The sequence below is a fragment of the Empedobacter tilapiae genome, assembly GCF_004785645.1.
In the GTDB taxonomy this organism is placed as follows: Bacteria; Bacteroidota; Bacteroidia; order Flavobacteriales; family Weeksellaceae; genus Empedobacter; species Empedobacter tilapiae.
Map to the genome: position 1 here is coordinate 301,016 of NZ_SRPE01000001.1, position 20,537 is coordinate 321,552.

The 20,537-nt window shown below is 31.4% G+C and carries 19 protein-coding genes; 13 read left to right on the forward strand and 6 right to left on the reverse strand.

All coding sequences use genetic code 11. The features are described 5' to 3' along the window. Window positions 1-17: 17 nt before the first annotated feature. The 3 genes from E4J94_RS01405 to kdsB all read right to left on the reverse strand — a co-directional run bounded on the left by E4J94_RS01405 (window position 18) and on the right by kdsB (window position 2,209). Window positions 18-701: a LolA family protein gene (locus E4J94_RS01405; protein WP_135834111.1), complete on the reverse strand. Its 684-nt coding sequence runs from the start codon at window positions 699-701 to the stop codon at window positions 18-20. Between the two features lie 66 nt (window positions 702-767). Next, complete coding sequence (locus E4J94_RS01410; RefSeq protein WP_135834112.1) at window positions 768-1,319, reverse strand: HNH endonuclease; 552 nt, start codon at window positions 1,317-1,319, stop codon at window positions 768-770. A gap of 149 nt (window positions 1,320-1,468) precedes the next feature. Then, the gene (gene kdsB, locus E4J94_RS01415; RefSeq protein WP_135834113.1) at window positions 1,469-2,209 is read right to left on the reverse strand and encodes a 3-deoxy-manno-octulosonate cytidylyltransferase; all 741 of its coding nucleotides are present in this window, start codon (window positions 2,207-2,209) and stop codon (window positions 1,469-1,471) included. A gap of 200 nt (window positions 2,210-2,409) precedes the next feature. On the opposite strand from kdsB, the gene E4J94_RS01420 reads away from it, so the two are divergent. From E4J94_RS01420 to E4J94_RS01435, 4 genes are all read left to right on the forward strand, one after another. After that, the gene (locus tag E4J94_RS01420) at window positions 2,410-3,201 is read left to right on the forward strand and encodes a DUF3822 family protein (RefSeq protein WP_135834114.1); all 792 of its coding nucleotides are present in this window, start codon (window positions 2,410-2,412) and stop codon (window positions 3,199-3,201) included. Then, on the forward strand, window positions 3,177-3,719 hold the full coding sequence (locus E4J94_RS01425; RefSeq protein WP_135834115.1) for an RsmD family RNA methyltransferase: 543 nt from the start codon (window positions 3,177-3,179) through the stop codon (window positions 3,717-3,719). Before E4J94_RS01420 ends, E4J94_RS01425 begins: the two co-directional genes overlap by 25 nt. 138 nt (window positions 3,720-3,857) lie before the next feature. Next, window positions 3,858-6,062 (forward strand): TonB-dependent siderophore receptor, encoded by a 2,205-nt coding sequence (locus tag E4J94_RS01430; protein WP_135834116.1) that lies wholly within the window; start codon window positions 3,858-3,860, stop codon window positions 6,060-6,062. 118 nt (window positions 6,063-6,180) lie between these two features. Continuing rightward, complete coding sequence (locus tag E4J94_RS01435; RefSeq protein WP_135834117.1) at window positions 6,181-6,669, forward strand: TlpA family protein disulfide reductase; 489 nt, start codon at window positions 6,181-6,183, stop codon at window positions 6,667-6,669. 69 nt (window positions 6,670-6,738) lie between these two features. Here E4J94_RS01435 and E4J94_RS01440 read toward each other — a convergent pair whose 3' ends face one another. The 3 genes from E4J94_RS01440 to dnaX all read right to left on the reverse strand — a co-directional run bounded on the left by E4J94_RS01440 (window position 6,739) and on the right by dnaX (window position 9,460). Beyond that, window positions 6,739-7,689, reverse strand: a complete 951-nt coding sequence (locus E4J94_RS01440) for an FKBP-type peptidyl-prolyl cis-trans isomerase (protein WP_135834118.1) — start codon at window positions 7,687-7,689, stop codon at window positions 6,739-6,741. Between the two features lie 41 nt (window positions 7,690-7,730). Further along, complete coding sequence (locus tag E4J94_RS01445; RefSeq protein WP_135834119.1) at window positions 7,731-8,162, reverse strand: hypothetical protein; 432 nt, start codon at window positions 8,160-8,162, stop codon at window positions 7,731-7,733. 209 nt (window positions 8,163-8,371) lie between these two features. Next, window positions 8,372-9,460, reverse strand: a complete 1,089-nt coding sequence (gene dnaX / locus E4J94_RS01450) for a DNA polymerase III subunit gamma/tau (protein WP_135834120.1) — start codon at window positions 9,458-9,460, stop codon at window positions 8,372-8,374. Window positions 9,461-9,605: 145 nt separating this feature from the next. On the opposite strand from dnaX, the gene E4J94_RS01455 reads away from it, so the two are divergent. From E4J94_RS01455 to ribB, 9 genes are all read left to right on the forward strand, one after another. Beyond that, window positions 9,606-10,463, forward strand: a complete 858-nt coding sequence (locus E4J94_RS01455; RefSeq protein WP_135834121.1) for a helix-turn-helix domain-containing protein — start codon at window positions 9,606-9,608, stop codon at window positions 10,461-10,463. A gap of 89 nt (window positions 10,464-10,552) precedes the next feature. Then, window positions 10,553-11,881: an amidohydrolase gene (locus E4J94_RS01460; protein ID WP_135834122.1), complete on the forward strand. Its 1,329-nt coding sequence runs from the start codon at window positions 10,553-10,555 to the stop codon at window positions 11,879-11,881. A 43-nt stretch (window positions 11,882-11,924) separates the two neighbouring features. Beyond that, window positions 11,925-12,596, forward strand: a complete 672-nt coding sequence (locus E4J94_RS01465; protein WP_135834123.1) for an ankyrin repeat domain-containing protein — start codon at window positions 11,925-11,927, stop codon at window positions 12,594-12,596. Window positions 12,597-12,708: 112 nt separating this feature from the next. Continuing rightward, window positions 12,709-13,953, forward strand: a complete 1,245-nt coding sequence (locus E4J94_RS01470) for an amidohydrolase (protein WP_135834124.1) — start codon at window positions 12,709-12,711, stop codon at window positions 13,951-13,953. 65 nt (window positions 13,954-14,018) lie between these two features. Then, entirely contained in the window at window positions 14,019-14,483 is a 465-nt protein-coding gene (locus E4J94_RS01475; RefSeq protein WP_135834125.1) for a hypothetical protein, read from the forward strand. A 220-nt stretch (window positions 14,484-14,703) separates the two neighbouring features. Beyond that, window positions 14,704-17,268 (forward strand): FtsK/SpoIIIE family DNA translocase, encoded by a 2,565-nt coding sequence (locus E4J94_RS01480; RefSeq protein WP_135834126.1) that lies wholly within the window; start codon window positions 14,704-14,706, stop codon window positions 17,266-17,268. 33 nt (window positions 17,269-17,301) lie between these two features. Continuing rightward, the gene (locus tag E4J94_RS01485; protein ID WP_135834127.1) at window positions 17,302-17,931 is read left to right on the forward strand and encodes a LolA family protein; all 630 of its coding nucleotides are present in this window, start codon (window positions 17,302-17,304) and stop codon (window positions 17,929-17,931) included. A gap of 3 nt (window positions 17,932-17,934) precedes the next feature. Further along, on the forward strand, window positions 17,935-19,395 hold the full coding sequence (locus E4J94_RS01490; RefSeq protein ID WP_135834128.1) for an LptF/LptG family permease: 1,461 nt from the start codon (window positions 17,935-17,937) through the stop codon (window positions 19,393-19,395). 9 nt (window positions 19,396-19,404) lie between these two features. Continuing rightward, complete coding sequence (ribB, locus tag E4J94_RS01495) at window positions 19,405-20,529, forward strand: 3,4-dihydroxy-2-butanone-4-phosphate synthase (protein WP_135834129.1); 1,125 nt, start codon at window positions 19,405-19,407, stop codon at window positions 20,527-20,529. Window positions 20,530-20,537 lie beyond the last annotated feature (8 nt).

Here is a 20,537-nt window from a genome sequence, read left to right on the forward strand (position 1 = left end):
TTGAATCACTTTTTTATTTAGAATTTAAAATGTTTCTTATCTATTGCTGGATTTATTTTTATCTCATTAAATTTTATAACATACTCTCCTCCTTCTGTAGGTTTCCCTACAATTTTGGTAGCGAAAGATAGTCCATTATAAGTTTTAAAATTAGAATAATAAAGCGTTTCATCTTTATTTTTCTCCATTACTATTTCATAAGAATTTTTATCAAAACAATAAACTGTTGAATTTGCATTTTTTGTCAGCTCTATTTTATAGCAACTATTATTTTGATCATATTTATCTACACCTAGATATTTTACCTTAAATCCTTTTTGTTTGTACTTTAAAACATCTGAATCAAAAGAATCTGGTTTATAATCTTTTACAGCAACATTTTTTTTGGCTACTTCGCTATATGTCCATCCTATTCTTCCGTCATATCCTTCATTTAGAATTTCTTTTCCATTCATAACAAAAACAACTTTTTTATTATATGGTCGTTGATGATAAACAATCATTGGATAGGAATCTCCTACATTTATAATAGCTTCTCCTTTTAAGATAATACTGTTTAAATTATTCCAAGCTGCTTCTCCTCCTGTTTTCTGAATATGATTTTCTATAATTTTTTCTGCATCTTGAGCAAATGCTGTAACAGAAAACAACGAAAACATAAGCGTACTAAACATCAATTTCGACATAAGAACTTTTTTCATTATTTTAAGAATCTGTTGAACAATATATAAAAACTAATTCAAAATTCTATAATGAAATGATTTCTTTTAGTCTTTTTTAACTTCTATATGAGACCAATTTTCACCTCTTAAAATACGGTAAACCTGTCCTTGTGATATATTAAATTGCTTTGCTAAAGTTGAAATTTTAGTTTTTCTATTAGGATCAAGTAATTTCTTTTTTAAACGAATTACTTGGGCTTCTGTCAATTTACTATTAGGAATACTATCCAAACGAGAACGACCTTTCATCATTCTAAATAAATCTTTGTTATGCTCTTTCCATTCATCCAATGTTGCCCATTGTAAATTATCAATAGCATTATTAAGTTTATTATGATCTAAATGCACAACATACTCTTTATTTTCTACATTAGGTAGAAAAGTTTCAGCAACCATTTTATGTACATATTTAGCTGTTCTTTTTCCATCAGCTTTTGTTACCCAAATTGCACGATAACCATTATTGATAGCTCCTTCTAATATTTTATATTTATCTTGTCCTGTATATAATTTTTTCACAAGACCATCTTTCGAAACTAAGAAAGATCTTTTTTCAATCAATCCTTCTGTTTCATATTCTTTCCATGAATCACTCATAATCACTAATTTACTTATTTATTACATTTTTACAACAACATTCATACCGAAATTTTTTTTTAAGTATTTATTAACTTAATTATTTCGTTTTCAAACTAAGAATAGTTGATTTTCAAAAGCAAATATAAATGATAAAATCTTACAATTTATTATTTAACAATAGTGGATAAATAATCTTTTGCACGTTCCAAATCTTCCGGGGTATCAATTCCAACTCCTATTGATTCTGTTTCGATTACTTTAATTTTCATTCCATATTCTAAGTAACGAAGTTGTTCTAATTTTTCAGCTTTTTCATTTTGACGCATCATCAATTTAGAAAAATTTAGTAAGGCTTGTTTTCTAAATGCATAAATACCTAAATGACGAAAATAGTTTGGTATAAAATTAGTTTCGCGCGCAAACGGAATTGGCGAACGCGAAAAATAAAGTGCAAAATCATTGATATCTGTTACGACCTTTACAAAATTAGGATTGTTAATATCTTCTTCTTTTCTAATTGATTCTTTTAAGGTCGCTACATCTACAGTTTTACCTAATTCTCCATCAAAAGAAGATAAAATATCTGCCAAAGCTTTTTTGTTAACAAATGGTTCATCACCTTGTACATTTAGGATAATATCACATTCAATATTTTCTATAGCTTCAGCAATTCGATCGCTTCCTGTTTCGTGATCCTTGATACTTCTAATTGCTTTTCCATTATTCGAAACAATTTCTTCAAAAATCAAATCAGAATCTGTCACCACAAAAACATCATCAAACAAATTAGTTGCGGCAACATTTTCGTACGTCATTCTAATCACAGTTTTATCGCCTAATTGTTGCATCAACTTACCTGGAAAACGTGTTGCTGCATAACGAGCTGGAATTACGGCTATTTTTCTCACAATTTTTAATTTCAAATTTCTGTAAATTTAAAATAGATTCGGTTGAAATGCTTCTTTAATCAACAAAATAATTATAGTATCTTTGCTAAAATAAATTTTCTGTATGAAGATTGCTTTCAAAATTTTGTTATTTTTGATTTCATTAGGATTAATATATATCTTAATCAGCGAGTTAAAAATTCAAGGATAAAGAAAAATTTATGTCAAAAACAACTCAACGTTCGTTAGCGATTTTACTATCTCACGATATGCTTAGTTATATTACCAAAACAACCGACGGAGAAACGACTTCGTACTCGGATGTATATGACTATTCGGTAGATTTTACAAATCTTAACAAAACGGAAATTGAGATTGAACATGAATTGCGTTCTAATTTGACTTTGCTACAAGAATATGATTATGTGCATATTTGTTTTTTGTCGACAACTGTAAATGTTGTTCCAAATCAGTTTGCACACAAACCTTTCGAAGAATTGTTATCACTTTCTAACTATAGTCCTGTAAAGTTAGCAATAGACTGTCCTTTGGAAAATATAGATGCTTCAATAATCTACAACATTCATTATCCACTAAAAGATATTTTGCTTTCGTTACCGAATTTGCAAAATGCTCGTTTATACCATTCGGGAAAGTTTTTGGTTGATTATGGAATGATTAATTCCAAGAACGATGAAATTTATATCAATTTAATGCATCAAAAATTAGAAGTTTGTGTGTTAAGCAATGGAGAATTTATTTTTTATAATCTATTTGAAACAAAAACGAAAGAAGACTTTTTGTTTTACATATTGTATACATTAAATCAATTAAATATTAGTCCAAATACTGTTTCGTTATATGCTTTTGGTGATATCTTAAACTCGCCAAATTATTACGAAACTTTACAAAAATATATGCGTCATATTTCGTTTAACGAAGCAGACAAGCAACTTGGGCAATATTTTACATTATATAAATTATTCGAATGCGAATCATTTCAGGAACATTAAAAGGAAAAAGAATCACAGCACCAACTAACTTGCCGGTGCGCCCAACAACAGACTTCGCGAAAGAAGCTTTATTTAATATCTTAAACAACGAATGGTATTTCGACGAAATTACCGTTTTAGATTTATTCTCTGGAATAGGAAGTATTTCATTAGAATTTGCTTCGCGTGGAGCAAAAAAAGTAACTTCGGTTGATAATTTCTATGGTTGTGTAAAATTTTTGGATGATACAGCGAAACAATTAAAATTAGATGATATCATTTCTACTGTAAAAAGTGATGTTTTAAAATATTTGGACAAACAACCGATAAAGAAGTTTGATATTATTTTTGCTGATCCTCCTTACGATTTAGATGTAGAAGCTTACAAAAAAATCCCAAATTTGGTTATTGATAATCAATGGTTAGAAGAAGGTGGAAATTTTGTTTTAGAACATCCTTCAAGCATTTCTTTTGAAGAACATCCAAACTTTGTACAACACAAAAAATACGGAAACGTACACTTCTCTTTTTTCGAGTAAACATACATTTTCTTAAAATATTTAACAAAATCGACTAATAGATGATAACTATCAGTCGATTTCTTTTTTTTATTTATACTAAGTCTAATTAAATTTGCAACATTAATTTTATTTAGAATAAATACACATAACAAACATATGAAAAAGAATAAACTTTTACTAGCTACACTTAGTATACTAAGTTTTTCTACTGCTTTCGCACAAGAAAAAAAGGATACAGTAAGTAATCTACAAGAAGTAGAAATATTTGGAGATAGAGCAAAAAAACAACGTGGACTAGAAATGATTACACGTTTTCCAGGGAATCCTCAAGATCAAGTTCAATCAATTTCTACAATTTCAGAAAAATTAATTGAAGAACAAGGGGCTCTTACTATTACGGATGCTGCTCGTAATGTCCCAGGTGTTACATTATTTGGAAACTATGGTGGTTATAAAGAATCTATGTCTATTCGTGGTTATAGAGGAACTCCTGTCTTAAAAAATGGTGTTCGTATGGACTCTGATTTCCGTACAGCTTCTGCAATAAGTGATATGCAAGGAGTGGAATCTATTCAAGTTATAAAAGGTGCTGCTTCTATCACACAAGGTATTGCAACAGGTTTAGGATCTGCTGGTGGTGTCATAAATATTGTCACAAAAACTCCTCGTTTCAATAACGAAAAAGAAGTTGGATTGCGATATGGTAGCTGGAACAATGTTAGAGCAACTTTTGATATGCAGCAAGTATTAGATAATAATAAGAAGTTTGCTTTCCGTTTGAACGGAGCTTATCAATATGGTGAAAGCTATCGAGATATGATTGAAACTAAAAAACATTACATTAATCCTTCTTTTGCATGGCGACCAGATGATAAAACAGAAGTTGTGGTACAAATGGATTATTTAAATTTAAATGGTGTACCAGACCGTGGTACTGTAAATTTAGCAAAAGATGATACAGAAGCTCTATTTGATATGGGTCATAAGTTTTTAGGAACTCAATATGATAAAACCAAAATGGACAATCTTACTTATTCTGCTTGGGTTAATCGTCAAATTACTGATAAAATTAACTTTCGCGTAGCTTATTTTGGTTCTTATTTTACAAATGATAATACTTCAACTGGTTTAGTAAAAAATGATCCGAAAAATTTAAACTTAATAGATCGTACATTAGGTCGATCATATAATGATGACCGTAGTACAGCTATTCAAGCTGATTTGATGGGGAAAGATTTCAATTTTAGTGACTTCAAATGGTCTTGGCAAGTTGGATATGATTATTCTTATGATAGAAGTACATCAAGAAGCGCAACAGGAATAGGAAGTTACAAAGAAAATGGGGTGACTAAATATCATATACGTCAAGCAAATATCTTTGAAGAAATTCAAAATAATGTAAGTTTACCTACAGATCTACTTCAAAAGTTAGAATTAAACGACTATAAAGGAGCTCCTACATATAACTATTATTATGGTTTTATGACTCAACAACATTTATCTTATAAAGATTTCATTAAAGTAATTGGATCATTACGATACTCTTATTCTATAGGTAACCATGATAATGCTGTTGATCCAATGATTGGATTAATGGTTTCTCCAACAAAAAACATAAATCTTTTTGCTTCATGGACAACTAGTACAAGTTTACGTGGTGCAACAAATATATTAGAACAAGGAGGAACTGTAGGATCATCTAAAACAAATCAATTCGAAACAGGAGTTAAAACCTCATGGTTCAATGATCGTTTACGTGCCAACATCACATACTTCGATATGAACAACAAAAACTTATCTTACACGATATATGATGCTGCTGGTAACAATGTACAAGATGAAAACGGTAACAATTTATATGGTTTAGCTGGAAACTTAAAACGTAAAGGAGTTGAGTTAGATATTTCTGGACGTCCATTACCAAATGTTCAAGTTTTATTAGGTTATGCTTATTTAGACGCACAATACGAACACTCACCTGCTTACATGGATGGTTCTGCTCCAATGAACGCTCCAAAACATACTGCAAACGCATGGGTTCAATACAAATTCCAAAATACAAATACATTTGTTGACGGAATCTCGTTATCTGTTGGTGCTTATTATGTAGGTGAAAGACCAGTTAATGAATACACGAAGAAAACTATTATTCATAATACTACTCCTGGTGTAAAACCATTTATGATGCCAGAATATACAACGCTTAATGCGCAAATTGGATATTCAATAAAGAAATTTGATTTCCGTTTATTCTTCAATAATATTACAGACGAAATCGGATACAACTCATACTATCGTGGTGGTTACATCAACCAAATCGATCCATTTAACATGGCAGGACAAGTAGTATTTAAATTCTAATTTTCTCAGAGTTAAAACATATTTTTAGCATTTTATAATAAGAAAACGACAGTTTATTAAACTGTCGTTTTTATTTATTATGGAATTAACTTAACTTTCGTCAAAATTATTCTAAAAAATGAAAACAAAACTTACTGCTTTATTAATATTCTTTTGTTCTGTATTTGCTCTAGCACAAACAGAAAATACACTAAAAACAATTCCTGAATTTTCTTTTCTTAAAATGCAATCTGATGGAATTTTCAACTCAAAAGATATCAAAAAAGGAAAACAAACTTTGATTGTTCTATATTCACCAACATGTATTCATTGTCAATTAGCTTTGAATCATTTCAACAATAATTACGAAGAACATTTAAAAAACACTCAAATTATTTTGGTCTCTGAATATGAAGCAAAAGATGTTTTACCTTTCTTAAAGGAACATGCTCCTAAATTTCTTAATAACAAAAATGTAGAATTGTTATATGATTCTAATTACGAATTTGGTCCTGTTTTCCAACCAACTTCAATACCTACCTTTTATTTATTTGACAAAGACAAAAATCTTGTTACAATCAAAAAAGGTTCTGTAGAAGCAAATCAAATTTTTAATTATTTGAAATAATTAAAAAAGTTAATTCATAAAAAAATTCCACTCAATTGAGTGGAATTTTCTGTTATATTTAATCTAAGATTATTTACCTTGTTGTGCTTGAGCTTCGAATTGTTTTTGTAATTCTTTTATTTGCTCTTCAGATAAACCTTGTCCTCCTTGCGCACCTGGTTGTCCTTGTGGAGCTGGTTGACCTTCTTTAAAGTCTACTAATTCTACTTCGAACTCTAATGCTTGGTTTGGTCCAATTTGTCCTCCTGGAGCTCCCATTTCACCGTAACCTAAGTTAGCAGGAATATAGAACTTATATTTCGCTCCTTTAGACATTAATTGTAAACCTTCTGACCATCCTGGAATTACTTGATTTAAAGGAAACTCTACACCTCCTTTAGCCTCTGGATTTTTATCAGTACTATCAAAAGTTTTACCAGTAGCTAAAATTTTACCAGTATATTTTACTTTAACAATACTATTGATGTTTGGTTTAGCACCATTTCCTTCTTTTTCTACAACATAAACTAATCCTGAAGCTGTTGATTTAGCACCTGAAGTTTTTTTCTGTTCTTCTACTAATTTAGCAGATTCATCAGCGTTTTTCTTCACTAATTTTTGTTGATTATTTTTCGCATAAGTATCTAAAATACCCATTCCTGCTTCTTGAGTAATCAACAATTTTTTATGACGTACAACATCCATAATCCCTTGAACAATAATATCCTTGTCCATTTGATCTAATTGTTGTTGGTTAATAACCGTCTCAATTTGCTGACCAACTTGTTGACCAATCGCATAAGATTCTCTACCTTCTTTACCTGCTTTTAAGTAATCACGGATCCCTTTTTCTAATTGATCGTAGTTGATACTGTCAGTTTCAACTAAACGTCCTCCAAGACCTTTGATTTGCTCACCAAGACCAGTTCCGAAAGCATAAGAAGCTTTTTGATCTTCGCTTTCTAATTTGTCTACAGATTTTCCTTTGTTACAAGACACTAACGACGCAACAACAAAAATCCCTAAAAGAACTTTTTTCATTATTTATAAAAATTTATTGCAAGTTTAATAAGAAACTTTCATTAATCATACAAATCTAAACCAAATTCTTCTTTTAATTTTAACAAAATCGGGTTTTTATCTGATAATTTCTCAAATTTCTCTTTGTTTGATAAGATATGATTCGTTGCTTCCTTCTCCGAAAACTTAATCTGAATACTAAAATAGTGATTCTTAAGGAATGCTCTCAAACTATTTCTGATTCGATCGCGATATTCCTCAAACTCTTGTTCTGATGAATGCGATGTAAATTCGAAAATAATTTCATCACCTTCTAAATAAAGTTCCGTTGTCATCAAAGCGTTATAAGAGGGAATATTATGTTCGATTTTTAATCGATCCAAAAATCTTTTCCAGCCTTCTTTCACTTGATCCAATGTAAACTTTTCTCGAGGCAAATCATTTCGTAAAATCTCTTCTTGATGTTCTTCAACTTTTGCTCCAGGCAAAGCCATCTTAAGACTAAACGATGAATTACCATTTGTTCTAATTGGTTTTGCAGCACGCGTATATTCTTTGACTTCTTCTGAAATCGAAGTTTTAATTTGTTTCGTATTTACCTGCTGTGGAGTTTGTTCATTTTGTGGAATAGAATTATTCTGCTGAACTTGAGGAACTTCAATTTTAGAAGCTTGTTGTTCAGAAAAATAAAACGTTGGCGGAATTATCCTATACTTTTTTTTTTAAGTCCGTTTTCATCTGCTGTTAAAGAAGCTAACTGCATCAATGCAATTTCAACTGTTAAACGTGGATTCTTACTCGATTTGTAGTTTAAATCAGCTTCATTACAAATTTCAATTGCGCCAAATAAAAACGTTGCCGAACATTTTTGTGCATGTTCCAAATATTTTGCTTTTATACGCTCACCAACTTCCAACAAACTTACTGTATTAGCTGTTTTCGCCATCAATAAATCTCGGAAATGAGCGCCCAAACCACAAATAAATAAATGCGCATCAAAACCTTTGTTCAAAATATCATTCAATTGCAACATCGCTTGCGGAATATCATTTTCCAAACACGCATCTGTCATCTTGAAGTAATAATCGTAATCTAATACATTCAAGTTTTCTGCAACAGAAGAATAGGTCAAATTTTTATTCGTAAAAGTTGCCATTCTATCAAAGATTGACAATGAATCGCGTAAGGCACCATCAGCTTTTTGAGCAATCAAATGCAATGCATCATCTTCAAAAGTTACTTGTTCTTTTTCAGCAACATTTTTCAAATGTCCTTTGATATCTTCAACTCCAATTCGTTTGAAATCATAAATCTGGCAACGAGAAAGAATCGTAGGAATAATTTTATGTTTTTCTGTAGTTGCCAAAATAAAAATTGCATGTGCAGGTGGCTCTTCTAACGTTTTCAGAAACGCATTGAAAGCCGCTGTTGACAACATATGAACCTCATCAATAATGTAGACACGGTATTTTCCAATTTGAGGAACAATACGTACCTGATCAATTAAATTTCTGATATCATCAACCGAATTATTAGACGCCGCATCTAACTCAAAAATATTGAAAGCAAAATCTTGATCGCCTTCTACTCCATTTTCTTCGTTGATTTTACGCGCTAAAATTCGAGCACATGTTGTTTTTCCAACACCTCTTGGTCCACAAAATAAAAGTGCTTGTGGCAATTGATTTGACTTTATCGCTTGCTCCAAAGTATTTGTAATAGACGCTTGTCCAACTACATCTTCAAAATTTAGCGGGCGATATTTTCTGGCTGAAACAACAAAATTTTCCATACAAATGCAAATATAATAGTTTTAAGTTTCTAATAAAAATTCTTTCAAACCTCATCAATTAATTCTATTTTTATTTATAAATTACACAAGTCAAAAAAATAATATTTCAAACAATTCTTTTGATTGTTGAACACATTTTTAGCCTATGCAAAATTCAGAAAACCACGATTCAGTACCTATTATCAGCATACAAAGTTTTCGAAAAGGACAATTGGCTGGTCGCGACGAATTGTTGTTTAATGAATTGCACGGAGAACGACATATAGATAAACCTCACAAGCACGATTTTTTTGTGATTATTCTTTTCGATAAAGCTTCTGGTATACATAATATCGACTCGAAAGATTATCCAATTGATAACAAAGAAATTCATATTTTGTTTCCCGGACAGATGCATAAATGGCAAATAAATGATGGAACAATTGGTTATCAATTGATGACAGAACGTTCATTTTTCGAACAATTCGCTCCTTATTTTCGCTTTTCATTTACCAATTATCAAAATCATCCCGTTATAAAATTATCGGACGAAGCTTTCTCTAAATTGATGTATGAATTCAATGCAATAAAAGAAGAATTAAAATCTGAAAATTCGTTGGTTCATTTGATTAATGCTCGTACAGCGGTTATTGCGGCAATTGTGAGTAAAGAAGCGGAACAAATTTTTACAGAATTCAAAGTTTATCAATCCAATCCGAGATTAGCGAAATTTAATATGTTGATTGATGAATTTTACAAGGAAGAAAAATCGGTTGTTTTTTATGCAGAAAAATTACATATTTCAGCTAATTATCTGAATATTTTATGCAAAAAACATCTGAAAGTTTCAGCTACACAACTTATTCAACAACGAATTATTATCGAAGCAAAACGACTTTTAAAATCAGGAGATTTATCCATCAAAGAAATAGCTTTCGAGTTAGGTTTTACTGACCATGCCTATTTTTCGAACTTTTTCAAAGCTCAAACCAATATTACTCCATCAGAATTCCGAAATCTCTAATCATTTATAAATCTTACAAGTTTTAGAAGTTATTATACTAACCATTTGTTTTGATTCATTGTAATTTAGCTACAATAAATTTGAACACAATGAATAACAATATATCACGTAAAGATTTTCTTAAAAATTCAGCTTTAGGATTAGCAGGATTTTCTTTCTTACCAGGATTCTTACAAGCTGCACCAGACTCTCAATTAGATAAGACGAATCTTACAAAACCAGGGAATTTCACGTTAAAAAATGTTCGTTTAGAAACAGGTTTCGAATATGAAAACGATGAAATCATTGGCACAAAAACAGATCTTTTTACAATTGAAATTGCCAATGGAAAAATCAAAAAAATCAACCCAAATCAACCGAATGCAAAAGCAATTGACGCGAAAGGTTTATTGATGTTACCGTCTTTCAAAGATATGCACATTCATTTAGACAAAACCTTATATGCAGATAGATGGCGCGCGGTTCGTCGTTCTGGAGGAATCAAAGGAATGATTGAATTAGAGCAAAAAGTTTTGCCTGAAATGTTGAAAAAATCTACCTACAAAGCAGAAAAATTGATTGAATTATTACAATCGTACGGAACAGGTTTTGCGCGTAGCCATGTAAACATCGAACCAACTTCTAAATTAGATTCATTAAAAAATCTAGAAATTGCTTTGGCAAACAAAAAAGATTCGTTTGGAGCTGAATTGGTTGCTTTTCCTCAACATGGTTTATTCTACACAGATTCGATGCCGTATATGAAAGAAGCTGCTAAAATGAACATCGATTTTATTGGAGGTTTAGATCCTACAAATGTGGATGGCGCTATTGAAAAAACAATGGATGCAACAATTCAATTGGCGATAGATCATAACAAAGGAATCGATATTCACTTACACGAATCAGGAAAATCTGGTCATGATACTATTGACTATTTAATCAAAAAAATTAACGAAAATCCTCAATTAAAAGGAAAAACCTTCGTCAGCCATTCTTTTGCATTAGCGACTTTAGATAAATCAAAACAAGAAGCCATTGCTGAACAGTTAGGCGAAGCGCAAATTGGAATTGTATCTACTATTCCGTTCGGAAGCTTAGTTATGCCAATTCCAACTTTATTAAAACATGGTGTAAAAGTAATGACAGGAAACGACAGCATTGTGGATTATTGGAATACGTTTGGAACAGGAAGTGTTTTACAGAAAGCAAATCTTGCAGCACAATTATACGGACAAAGTTCTGAATTTGGATTATCAAGAATGTTGAAACTAGCAACCGCTGGACCTATTCCATTAAATGATAAAGGCGTACAACAATGGCCAAAGGAAGGTGATGATGCGAATATTATCTTGATTGATGCGAGTTGTTCTGCAGAAGCTGTTTCGAGAATATCGCCTGTTCGTTCATTAATTGTAAAAGGAAATATTGTCTATTAATTCAAAACTTCCTCATTCAAAATCATTCAAACTATAAATCATTATGAAATCAGTTTTAATTTTAATGCTTATGATGACAACGGTTACAGCATGTCATTCAACTCCAACAGAAGATTCGAATACAGAAATTATGAATGAAAAAGATATTGTAAAAGCAGTTAAAAGCAACGATTTGCAATCTGTTAAAAACTTATTAGAAAGTGATGAAGATGTAAATAGCGTTGATAGTAGCAAGCGTTCGTTATTGTTAATTGCAACTAATAATTCAAATATAAAAATCGCAAAATTACTGGTGAAACATGGCGCAGATGTTAATCAGCAAGCTGACAATCAAGATAGTCCTTTTTTATATGCAGGCGCAAGTGGACAAACAGAATTGGTTCAATTATTTTTAGATCATGGTGCTCGTTTTGATGTATTTAATCGTTACAATGGTTCTGCACTGATACCTGCTTGTGAGCGCGGACATGTAGAAACGGTGCGATTATTAGCCAATACCAAAAATTATCCGGTAGATCATGTAAATCGTTTGGGTTGGACAGGATTAATGGAAGCCATTGTTCTAGGTGACGGAAGCAAAAAATATCAACAAATTGTTCAGATATTAAAAGATGTAGGTGCAAAAATGGATATTCCAGATCACGATGGAGTAACGCCTTTGCAACATGCACAACAAAGAGGTTACAAAGAAATTGTAGCCATTATTAAATCGTAGAACTTAAAAACAATATAGGTATTGTCATGTTGAACGAAACGAAGTGAAGTTGAAACATCTTTGAGATTCCTCCTTCCTCGGAATGACATAAATCTAAATCAATCAAATCATCATGCAAACAAATTATACAGCAAAAGCTAAAGGAAATTACACCTTAAAAAATATACGATTAGAAATAGGTTTTATTGAAGATGAATTTGGAATTATCGGAACAAAAACCGATTTATTTTCTGTCGAAATAAAAGATGGTAAAATAGCAAAAGTAAGTGCTAATAATCTTCAATTAACAGATGCTATTGATGCAAAAGGATTACTAATGTTACCTGCTTTCAAAGATATGCACGTGCATTTAGACAAAACTTTGTACGGTTTACCTTGGCAAGCTCTTTCACCAAAACGCCGAACTGTTGCTGATATGATTGCTTATGAGCAAGAAATTATTCCAGAATTGTTAAAAACATCAGTTGAGCGTAGCGAGCAATTAATCAATTTATTGCAACATTACGGAACTACTTTCGCTCGTACTCATTTCAATGTCGATACAACTTCTGGACTTAAATCTTTAGAAAATTTAGAAAAAGCCTTAGAAAATAAGAAGGAAACATTCAGTGCCGAATTGGTTGCTTTTCCTCAACATGGTTTGTATTACACCGATTCTGCTCCACTGATGAAAGAAGCTGCACAATTGAAAAGCGTTGCTTTTGTTGGTGGATTAGATCCTTTCAGTATCGATAAAAATATCGAAAAAGCAATCGATTTTACGGTTCAATTGGCTTTGGATAATAATAAAGGAATCGATATTCATTTGCACGACACAGGAAAAGAAGGAATGCGTACAATTGAATATTTGGCTGAATTAACGATAAAAAATCCTCAATTAAAAGGAAAAACATATGTAAGTCATGCCTTTGCTTTAGTACATTTATCGAAAAGTGAAGAACAAGAAATTGCAGAAAAATTAGCCGAAGCAAAAGTTGGAATTGTTTCTTCTGTACCTTTTCGCAATAAAGTCGCGATACCAATTCCTACTTTAGTTAAAAACGGTGTTGAAGTTTTAATCGGAAATGATAATGTACAAGATTATTGGAGCACGTTTGGAACAGGGAATATGTTGCAAAAAGCAAATTTGATTTCAGAATTATATGGTTTAGAAACCGAATATGATTTATCGAGAAATTTAGGTTTTGCAACAAAAAACATTACGCCATTAGACAACAAAGGAAATCAACAATGGCCAAAAACTGGTGATAATGCAGATATCGTTTTGATTGATGCAAGTTGTTCTGCTGAAGCGGTTGCAAGAATGTCGCCTGTTTTAGCTTTAGCTCACAATGGAAATTTAGTTTGGAAAAATTAATCAGAAAGAAACTATCGTTATTTTTTACTATATTAGTACATTGATTAATTTTTAAAACGATTAAGATGAAGTTTACTTTTATAGTTTTTATTTTACTACTATCAATAAATAATTACGGACAACAAACTGTTTTAAAAAGTGAGGTTATAGATGCTAAGATTGAATTGTATGAAAATAAGATCGATTCCAAGCTAAGAGAACTTGATTTAAAAGAAGATAATTTAGAATTAAGCAAACAAAATGTCGCTGATATTATCAATTTTCATAAAGAAGGAATGGAGGAATTTCATAGAACCTTAAACTATTTGCTAGTTGTGATGGGAATTATTGTTTCGGTTGTAATTGCTGCTGCAGGTTATTATTTGGAGCGTTTTAACAAGAGAAAATCATTGGAACTCAAAAAAGATATTGATGCGTTGAAACAATCGATGGAAGAAAGTCTTGAAAAAATTAAGAAAGAATCTGAAACAGAATTAAATTTAATCCGAGCAGAAGCAAAGCGCCAAATGGATCATTTCAAAAATGATTAAATTTTAAAACAACATACAAAATAATCAAATATTCAAAACTGAGTTAGATACTATATCTGGCTCAGTTTTCTATTTTTTGTAAATCTTTTCGAGTAATAATCGAAATATAGATAGCAAACTGAGTTAAAATTGCTTGTGTTTTTAGTAAATTTAAATACTTTTCGTTAGATTCGTCTGTCAAAGATTTATTATTTTTGCCTCAATTATACTCAACCTTAAAATGGCTATAAAAAACACGCAGGAAGCACCAAAAACTCCTAAAAAACAAATCGTCAAAACAATTGTAGGTATTCTATTTTTAGTAATCGGTTTATTACTATTAGCTTCGTTTATCTCTTATTTTTTTAATGGTTTCATGGATCAGAGTCAAATTTCTGATTTATTAGACAAAAGTCAAACCGCTGAAAATATTTTCGGTAAGTTTGGCGCATTATTAGGTGAAACTTTTGTTTTGCAAGGTATAGGAATTGTCTCATTCTTTGTTCCAATTTTCTTTATTCTTTTAGGAATTAAAGTGGCTACAAATTGGAAAAAAATTAAACCTTTCACTACTCTTTATCAAAGCATTTTCTTCATGATTTGGTTACCAATATTTTTTGGTTGCATTTTACCAACTCAACACATGCTTTCTGGTGTAATGGGATTTGAAGTAAATGATTTTCTAAATAGTTTTATTGGTAAATGGGGTGTAATTTTACTGCTTTTCGTTAGTTTATTGATTTATTGTGTGATTCATTTCCGAATGACGTATCAATCTATTCAAGAAAAAATGGAAGAACGTGCGAAACAAAAAGAAATTGAACGTATAGAAAAAGAGCAAGAAAAAATCAAGAGAGAACAGCTTGAATTAAGAAAACGTAAGGAGAAAGAAGAACAAGAAAAGATAAATAAATTCAATCAAGATGCCGAAAAGCAACAAGAAAAAGATTTAATTGAAGAGTTAAACTTAGTTGATGAATACGAAAAAGAAGTTATTCAAACTCGCACCATTAATCCAAACGAAGCGTTTCATCAAGAATTTAAAATTAATCAACCAAAAGAGGAAGAAATAATTGAAGAAACACCTCTTAATATTACAGAATTAGTTGTTGAAGATTTGGCTGATGACGAGGAAGAAAATAATCAAGTAGATTTTTTATCAATTAATGATGAACAAAATTTCGAAACAGAAATTCAACCAACTCAAAATTCTTCTGAAAATGGATTAGAATTAAAAGTTCAACATGTTGATGAGGAAGAAGAATTTGAAGCGACTTCTGCTCGATTGGTACAAGAACAAGGAGAATACAATCAACGTTTAGATTTACCAAATTATCAATTTCCTCCTATTTCATTGTTAAAAAAATATGACAACGGAAATACGTTAATTGATCAAAAAGAATTAGAAACGAACAAAAATAGAATTGTCGAAACCTTAGGAAACTACGGAATCGGAATCGATGAAATTTCAGCAACAATCGGTCCTACGGTTACATTATATGAAATTGTACCAAAAGCTGGTGTTCGTATTTCTAAAATCAAAAATCTTGAGGATGATATTGCTCTAAGTTTGGCTGCGCTTGGTATCCGTATTATTGCGCCGATTCCTGGAAAAGGAACAATTGGTATCGAGGTTCCAAATTCTAATCCTTCAATGGTTTCCATGCATTCGGTTATTGCATCGCAAAAGTTTCAAAATGCTGATATGGAATTGCCAATTGCTTTCGGAAAAACAATTACGAACGAAACCTTTGTTGCTGATTTAGCAAAAATGCCTCACTTGTTGATGGCTGGTGCAACTGGACAAGGTAAATCAGTTGGTTTGAATGCAATTATCGCTTCGTTAATCTATAAAAAACATCCATCTGAATTAAAATTTGTGATGGTCGATCCGAAGAAAGTTGAGCTTACTTTATATTCTAAAATAGAGCGTCACTATTTAGCAAAATTACCAGATTCGGAAGAAGCAATTATCACAGATAATACAAAAGTAATTAACACGTTAAATTCACTTTGTATTGAAATGGATGATCGTTACGAATTATTGAAAAATGCTTTCGTTCGAAATATCAAAGAATATAACGCCAAATTTAAAAAACGCAAATTAAATCCAGAAGCAGGTCATAGATTCTTACCATATATTGTATTGATCGTGGATGAGTTTGCAGATTTAATTATGACAGCTGGTAAAGAAGTTGAATTACCGATTGCTCGTTTAGCTCAGTTGGCTCGTGCCGTTGGTATTCACTTGATTGTTGCAACTCAACGTCCGTCTGTAAATGTGATTACAGGAACAATTAAAGCCAATTTCCCTGGTCGTGTCGCTTTCCGTGTAACGTCAAAAATCGATTCGAGAACGATTTTAGATTCGCAAGGAGCCGATCAATTAATTGGTAAAGGTGATATGTTGTATACAACTGGAAACGAATTAGTACGTTTACAATGTGCGTTTGTTGATACACCAGAAGTGGATAAAATTACCGAATTTATTGGTGAACAACGTGGTTATCCAGATGCTATGCATTTGCCAGAATATGTTGGTGAAGAAGGTGGTTCTAATTTAGATATTGATTTATCTGATCGTGACGTACTTTTTGAAGATGCTGCAAGATTAATTGTAATGAATCAACAAGGTTCCGCATCTTTATTACAACGAAAATTAAAATTAGGATATAACCGCGCTGGACGATTGATTGATCAATTGGAAGCTGCTGGAATTGTTGGTCCTTTCGAAGGAAGTAAAGCAAGACAAGTGTTGATACAAGATGACATGAGTTTGGAACAATTGTTGAATAATTTGAACTAAAATTTATTAAAAACAGATAGAAAATTAAATTGTATGAAAAAGATAATCTATTCTTTCATACTCTTATTAGTAGGGGTTGGAACATTAAACGCTCAATCAGCAAAACAAATCTTAGACAAAGTTTACGCTAAATATACCAACGCAAACTCGTATTACATCAAATTTGATTTTAGCCATAATGCAAATGGAAAATCAACAAATCGTTCGGGAGAAGTTTTTGCAATGAAACAAAAATTTAACTTGAATGTAGGCGACATTAACCAAATTTTCACAGGAACTAAATTATATACAATTGCAAAAGATGATAAAGAAGTCACTATTTCTGATGCATCTAACACAGATGATTTCTTAACACCAACTAAAGTTTTGAATACGTATCGTACTGATTTCAGCTACGCTTTAACAGATAAAAAAACGGTTGGAGGAAAAACAATTCAGTATATAAAATTAACACCAACTAAAACTTCCACAATCAAATATTCGGTTTTAGGAGTCAATACAGCGAATAATGAAATCTACGATTACAAGGAATATGGTAAAAATGGCGACACAACATCAATCGTTGTAAAAGATTACGTTCAAAATTTACTTATTCACAAAAGTTACTTTAACTTTGACCAAAAGAAATATAAGTCGCAAGGCTATATGATTACTCAATTATAATCAATGTTAAAAAAACTTGACTGGTATATAATCAAGACCTTTTTAGGTCCATTTTTTTTCATATTTAGTGTTCTATTTTTCATCTTTATCGTGCAATTTGCATGGCAACAAATGGAAAAATTTGTTGGAAAAGGTTTAGAATGGTACACTATTACCGAATTACTTTTTTGGTTAGGAATTAACGTTATTCAGCTTGTATTACCGCTTACAATCCTTTTGGGCTCTATTATGACAATGGGAGGTTTTGGAGAACGATACGAATTAGCTGCAATGAAAGCATCCGGAATTTCACTTACCAGAATACTTGCACCATTATTTACATTAATTGCATTAATGGCTGTTGGATTGTACTTTTTCGGAGACAAAGTAATGCCTTATTCGCAAGAAAAAGCACGAACAATGTATTTCAACATCTTACAAACCAAACCAACGGTAAGTATGAAAGAAGGCGTTTTTATTGAAACTGTTCCAGGTTTTCAGATGAAAATAAATAAGGTTTCGGGAGAAAATTCAGAAAAATTAGAAGACGTTTTTGTCCATCAAAATGCACCTTTTGGTGAAAATACGATGACAATTATTGCGAAAAAGGGAAATCTTGCTCCAGACAAAAATGACAACCATTATCTAAAAATGGAACTTTTTGATGGAATTGCTTATACCGATAACATCAAAAATAAAAATTTCGATGAACGCAAACGTCAAGAAAATCAATATACCAAATTTGATACATTAAATTATTATATTGACATTTCGGATATTTTAAATTCAGGAAAAGACGAAGATCCAGGAAACTCTTACAAATACTTGGACGGAAAAGGCTTAAGACATCTTATTGATTCACTAAACACAGATTACAGAAAGTATTATAAAGATTTAAAAACAAATATGTTTAATCAGAATTATTACTATTCTTCTAAAGTAAAACAAGTAGATTCTGTTAAAACAAGTATGATTTTCGATTTAAAAGAGTATTCATCACAAGATCGTGATAGAATTATCAATCAATCTATTCAAATGGTTAATCGAGATCAAGAAAATATGACGTTTTCTGAACAAGAAATTGTAAACAGAGAAAAGTTATATTCAAAAGTAAATATTCATTACCAACGAAATTTCTCGTATGCGGTAACGTGTATTATTTTCTTTTTGATTGGATCATCATTAGGTGCAATCGTAAAAAAAGGAGGAATCGGAATGCCAGTTGTCATCTCAATTATCATTTTCGTTATTTACTTTATCCTTAATTTCTCGGCAGAAAATATGGCAAAAAATGGAAAATTAGATCCAACTTTTGCTGCTTGGGCTGCGAATATTATTGCGCTTCCATTCTCTATTTTGTTTAGTTACAAAGCCAATCAAGATTCTGGATTATTTGACATTAGTATTTACGTTGATCCAATTGTAAAATACTTTAATAAGTTTAAGAAAACAAACAAAAACGAGGAGCATTCTCGTTATCAATAACATAAAACAATGGAAAATAGATCATCTCAATTAAACACAATTGAAGAAGCTTTAGAAGATTTAAAACAAGGAAAAGTTATCATTGTAGTTGACGATGAAGATCGTGAAAATGAAGGAGATTTCCTATGTATCGCCGAATTTGCAACGCCAGAAGTCATCAACTTTATGGTTACGCACGGACGCGGATTGGTTTGTACGCCGCTTACACAACAAAGATGTAAAGCATTAGGTTTGGACCTTATGGTTGGACACAATACTGCGATTTACGAAACTAATTTTACGGTTTCTGTGGATTTACAAGGTCACGGATGTACGACAGGAATTTCGGCTTCGGACCGTTCCAAAACTATTCAAGCTTTAATTGACGAAAATACAAATCCAGATGATTTAGGAAAACCAGGACATATTTTCCCATTAATTGCAAAAGATGGTGGAGTTTTGGTTCGTACTGGACATACTGAAGCCGCTGTTGACTTAGCGCGCATGGCTGGACATTACCCTGCAGGATGTATTGTTGAAATCTTGAAAGAAGACGGTGAAATGGCTCGCTTACCAGAGTTATTAGAAATTGCAAAGAAATTTGATTTAAAAATTGTTTCAATAGAAGATTTGATTGCTTACCGATTAGAAAATGAATCGTTAGTAAAACGTATCGAGCAATTTCCAGCAAAAACGAGATTCGGAGATTATGATTTAGTTGCTTACCAACAAACAACAAATAATCAGATTCACTTTGCTTTGAAAAAAGGAAAATGGACAAAAGATGATGTAGTTCCTGTTCGTGTAAAATCTACAAATAGCTATTATGATTTGTTTAGCGCTTTACAAAACGGCGAAACACCATTGTTAGAAAAAACGATGAACATTATCAACGAAGAAGAAAAAGGTGTTGTAATTTTTATTAATAACATCCAAAATTCTGAGTTGATTGAACAAAAATTAGAGATTTTCAAAAGTTTTTCTGAAGGAAAATCTAAATCAGGTGTTTTACCTGCCGATGAAAAAGATCACGGAATTGGCTCTCAAATCATCAAAGATTTAGGCATCCAAAAAATGAATTTGATTACACGTACTTTAGAAGAACCACATACAACGCAATATGGTTTAGAAATTGTAAAATGCACTAAATTGTAATATTAATT

Excerpts from the sequence above, each read along its gene's own strand:
- E4J94_RS01405 (WP_135834111.1), bottom strand. The coding sequence starts at position 701 with ATGAAAAAAGTTCTTATGTCGAAATTGATGTTTAGTACGCTTATGTTT.
- E4J94_RS01410 (WP_135834112.1), bottom strand. The coding sequence starts at position 1,319 with ATGAGTGATTCATGGAAAGAATATGAAACAGAAGGATTGATTGAAAAA.
- E4J94_RS01420 (WP_135834114.1), top strand. The coding sequence starts at position 2,410 with ATGTCAAAAACAACTCAACGTTCGTTAGCGATTTTACTATCTCACGAT.
- E4J94_RS01425 (WP_135834115.1), top strand. The coding sequence starts at position 3,177 with ATGCGAATCATTTCAGGAACATTAAAAGGAAAAAGAATCACAGCACCA.
- E4J94_RS01430 (WP_135834116.1), top strand. The coding sequence starts at position 3,858 with ATGAAAAAGAATAAACTTTTACTAGCTACACTTAGTATACTAAGTTTT.
- E4J94_RS01435 (WP_135834117.1), top strand. The coding sequence starts at position 6,181 with ATGAAAACAAAACTTACTGCTTTATTAATATTCTTTTGTTCTGTATTT.
- E4J94_RS01440 (WP_135834118.1), bottom strand. The coding sequence starts at position 7,689 with ATGAAAAAAGTTCTTTTAGGGATTTTTGTTGTTGCGTCGTTAGTGTCT.
- E4J94_RS01445 (WP_135834119.1), bottom strand. The coding sequence starts at position 8,162 with ATGGCTTTGCCTGGAGCAAAAGTTGAAGAACATCAAGAAGAGATTTTA.
- dnaX (WP_135834120.1), bottom strand. The coding sequence starts at position 9,460 with ATGGAAAATTTTGTTGTTTCAGCCAGAAAATATCGCCCGCTAAATTTT.
- E4J94_RS01455 (WP_135834121.1), top strand. The coding sequence starts at position 9,606 with ATGCAAAATTCAGAAAACCACGATTCAGTACCTATTATCAGCATACAA.
- E4J94_RS01460 (WP_135834122.1), top strand. The coding sequence starts at position 10,553 with ATGAATAACAATATATCACGTAAAGATTTTCTTAAAAATTCAGCTTTA.
- E4J94_RS01465 (WP_135834123.1), top strand. The coding sequence starts at position 11,925 with ATGAAATCAGTTTTAATTTTAATGCTTATGATGACAACGGTTACAGCA.
- E4J94_RS01470 (WP_135834124.1), top strand. The coding sequence starts at position 12,709 with ATGCAAACAAATTATACAGCAAAAGCTAAAGGAAATTACACCTTAAAA.
- E4J94_RS01475 (WP_135834125.1), top strand. The coding sequence starts at position 14,019 with ATGAAGTTTACTTTTATAGTTTTTATTTTACTACTATCAATAAATAAT.
- E4J94_RS01480 (WP_135834126.1), top strand. The coding sequence starts at position 14,704 with ATGGCTATAAAAAACACGCAGGAAGCACCAAAAACTCCTAAAAAACAA.
- E4J94_RS01485 (WP_135834127.1), top strand. The coding sequence starts at position 17,302 with ATGAAAAAGATAATCTATTCTTTCATACTCTTATTAGTAGGGGTTGGA.
- E4J94_RS01490 (WP_135834128.1), top strand. The coding sequence starts at position 17,935 with ATGTTAAAAAAACTTGACTGGTATATAATCAAGACCTTTTTAGGTCCA.
- ribB (WP_135834129.1), top strand. The coding sequence starts at position 19,405 with ATGGAAAATAGATCATCTCAATTAAACACAATTGAAGAAGCTTTAGAA.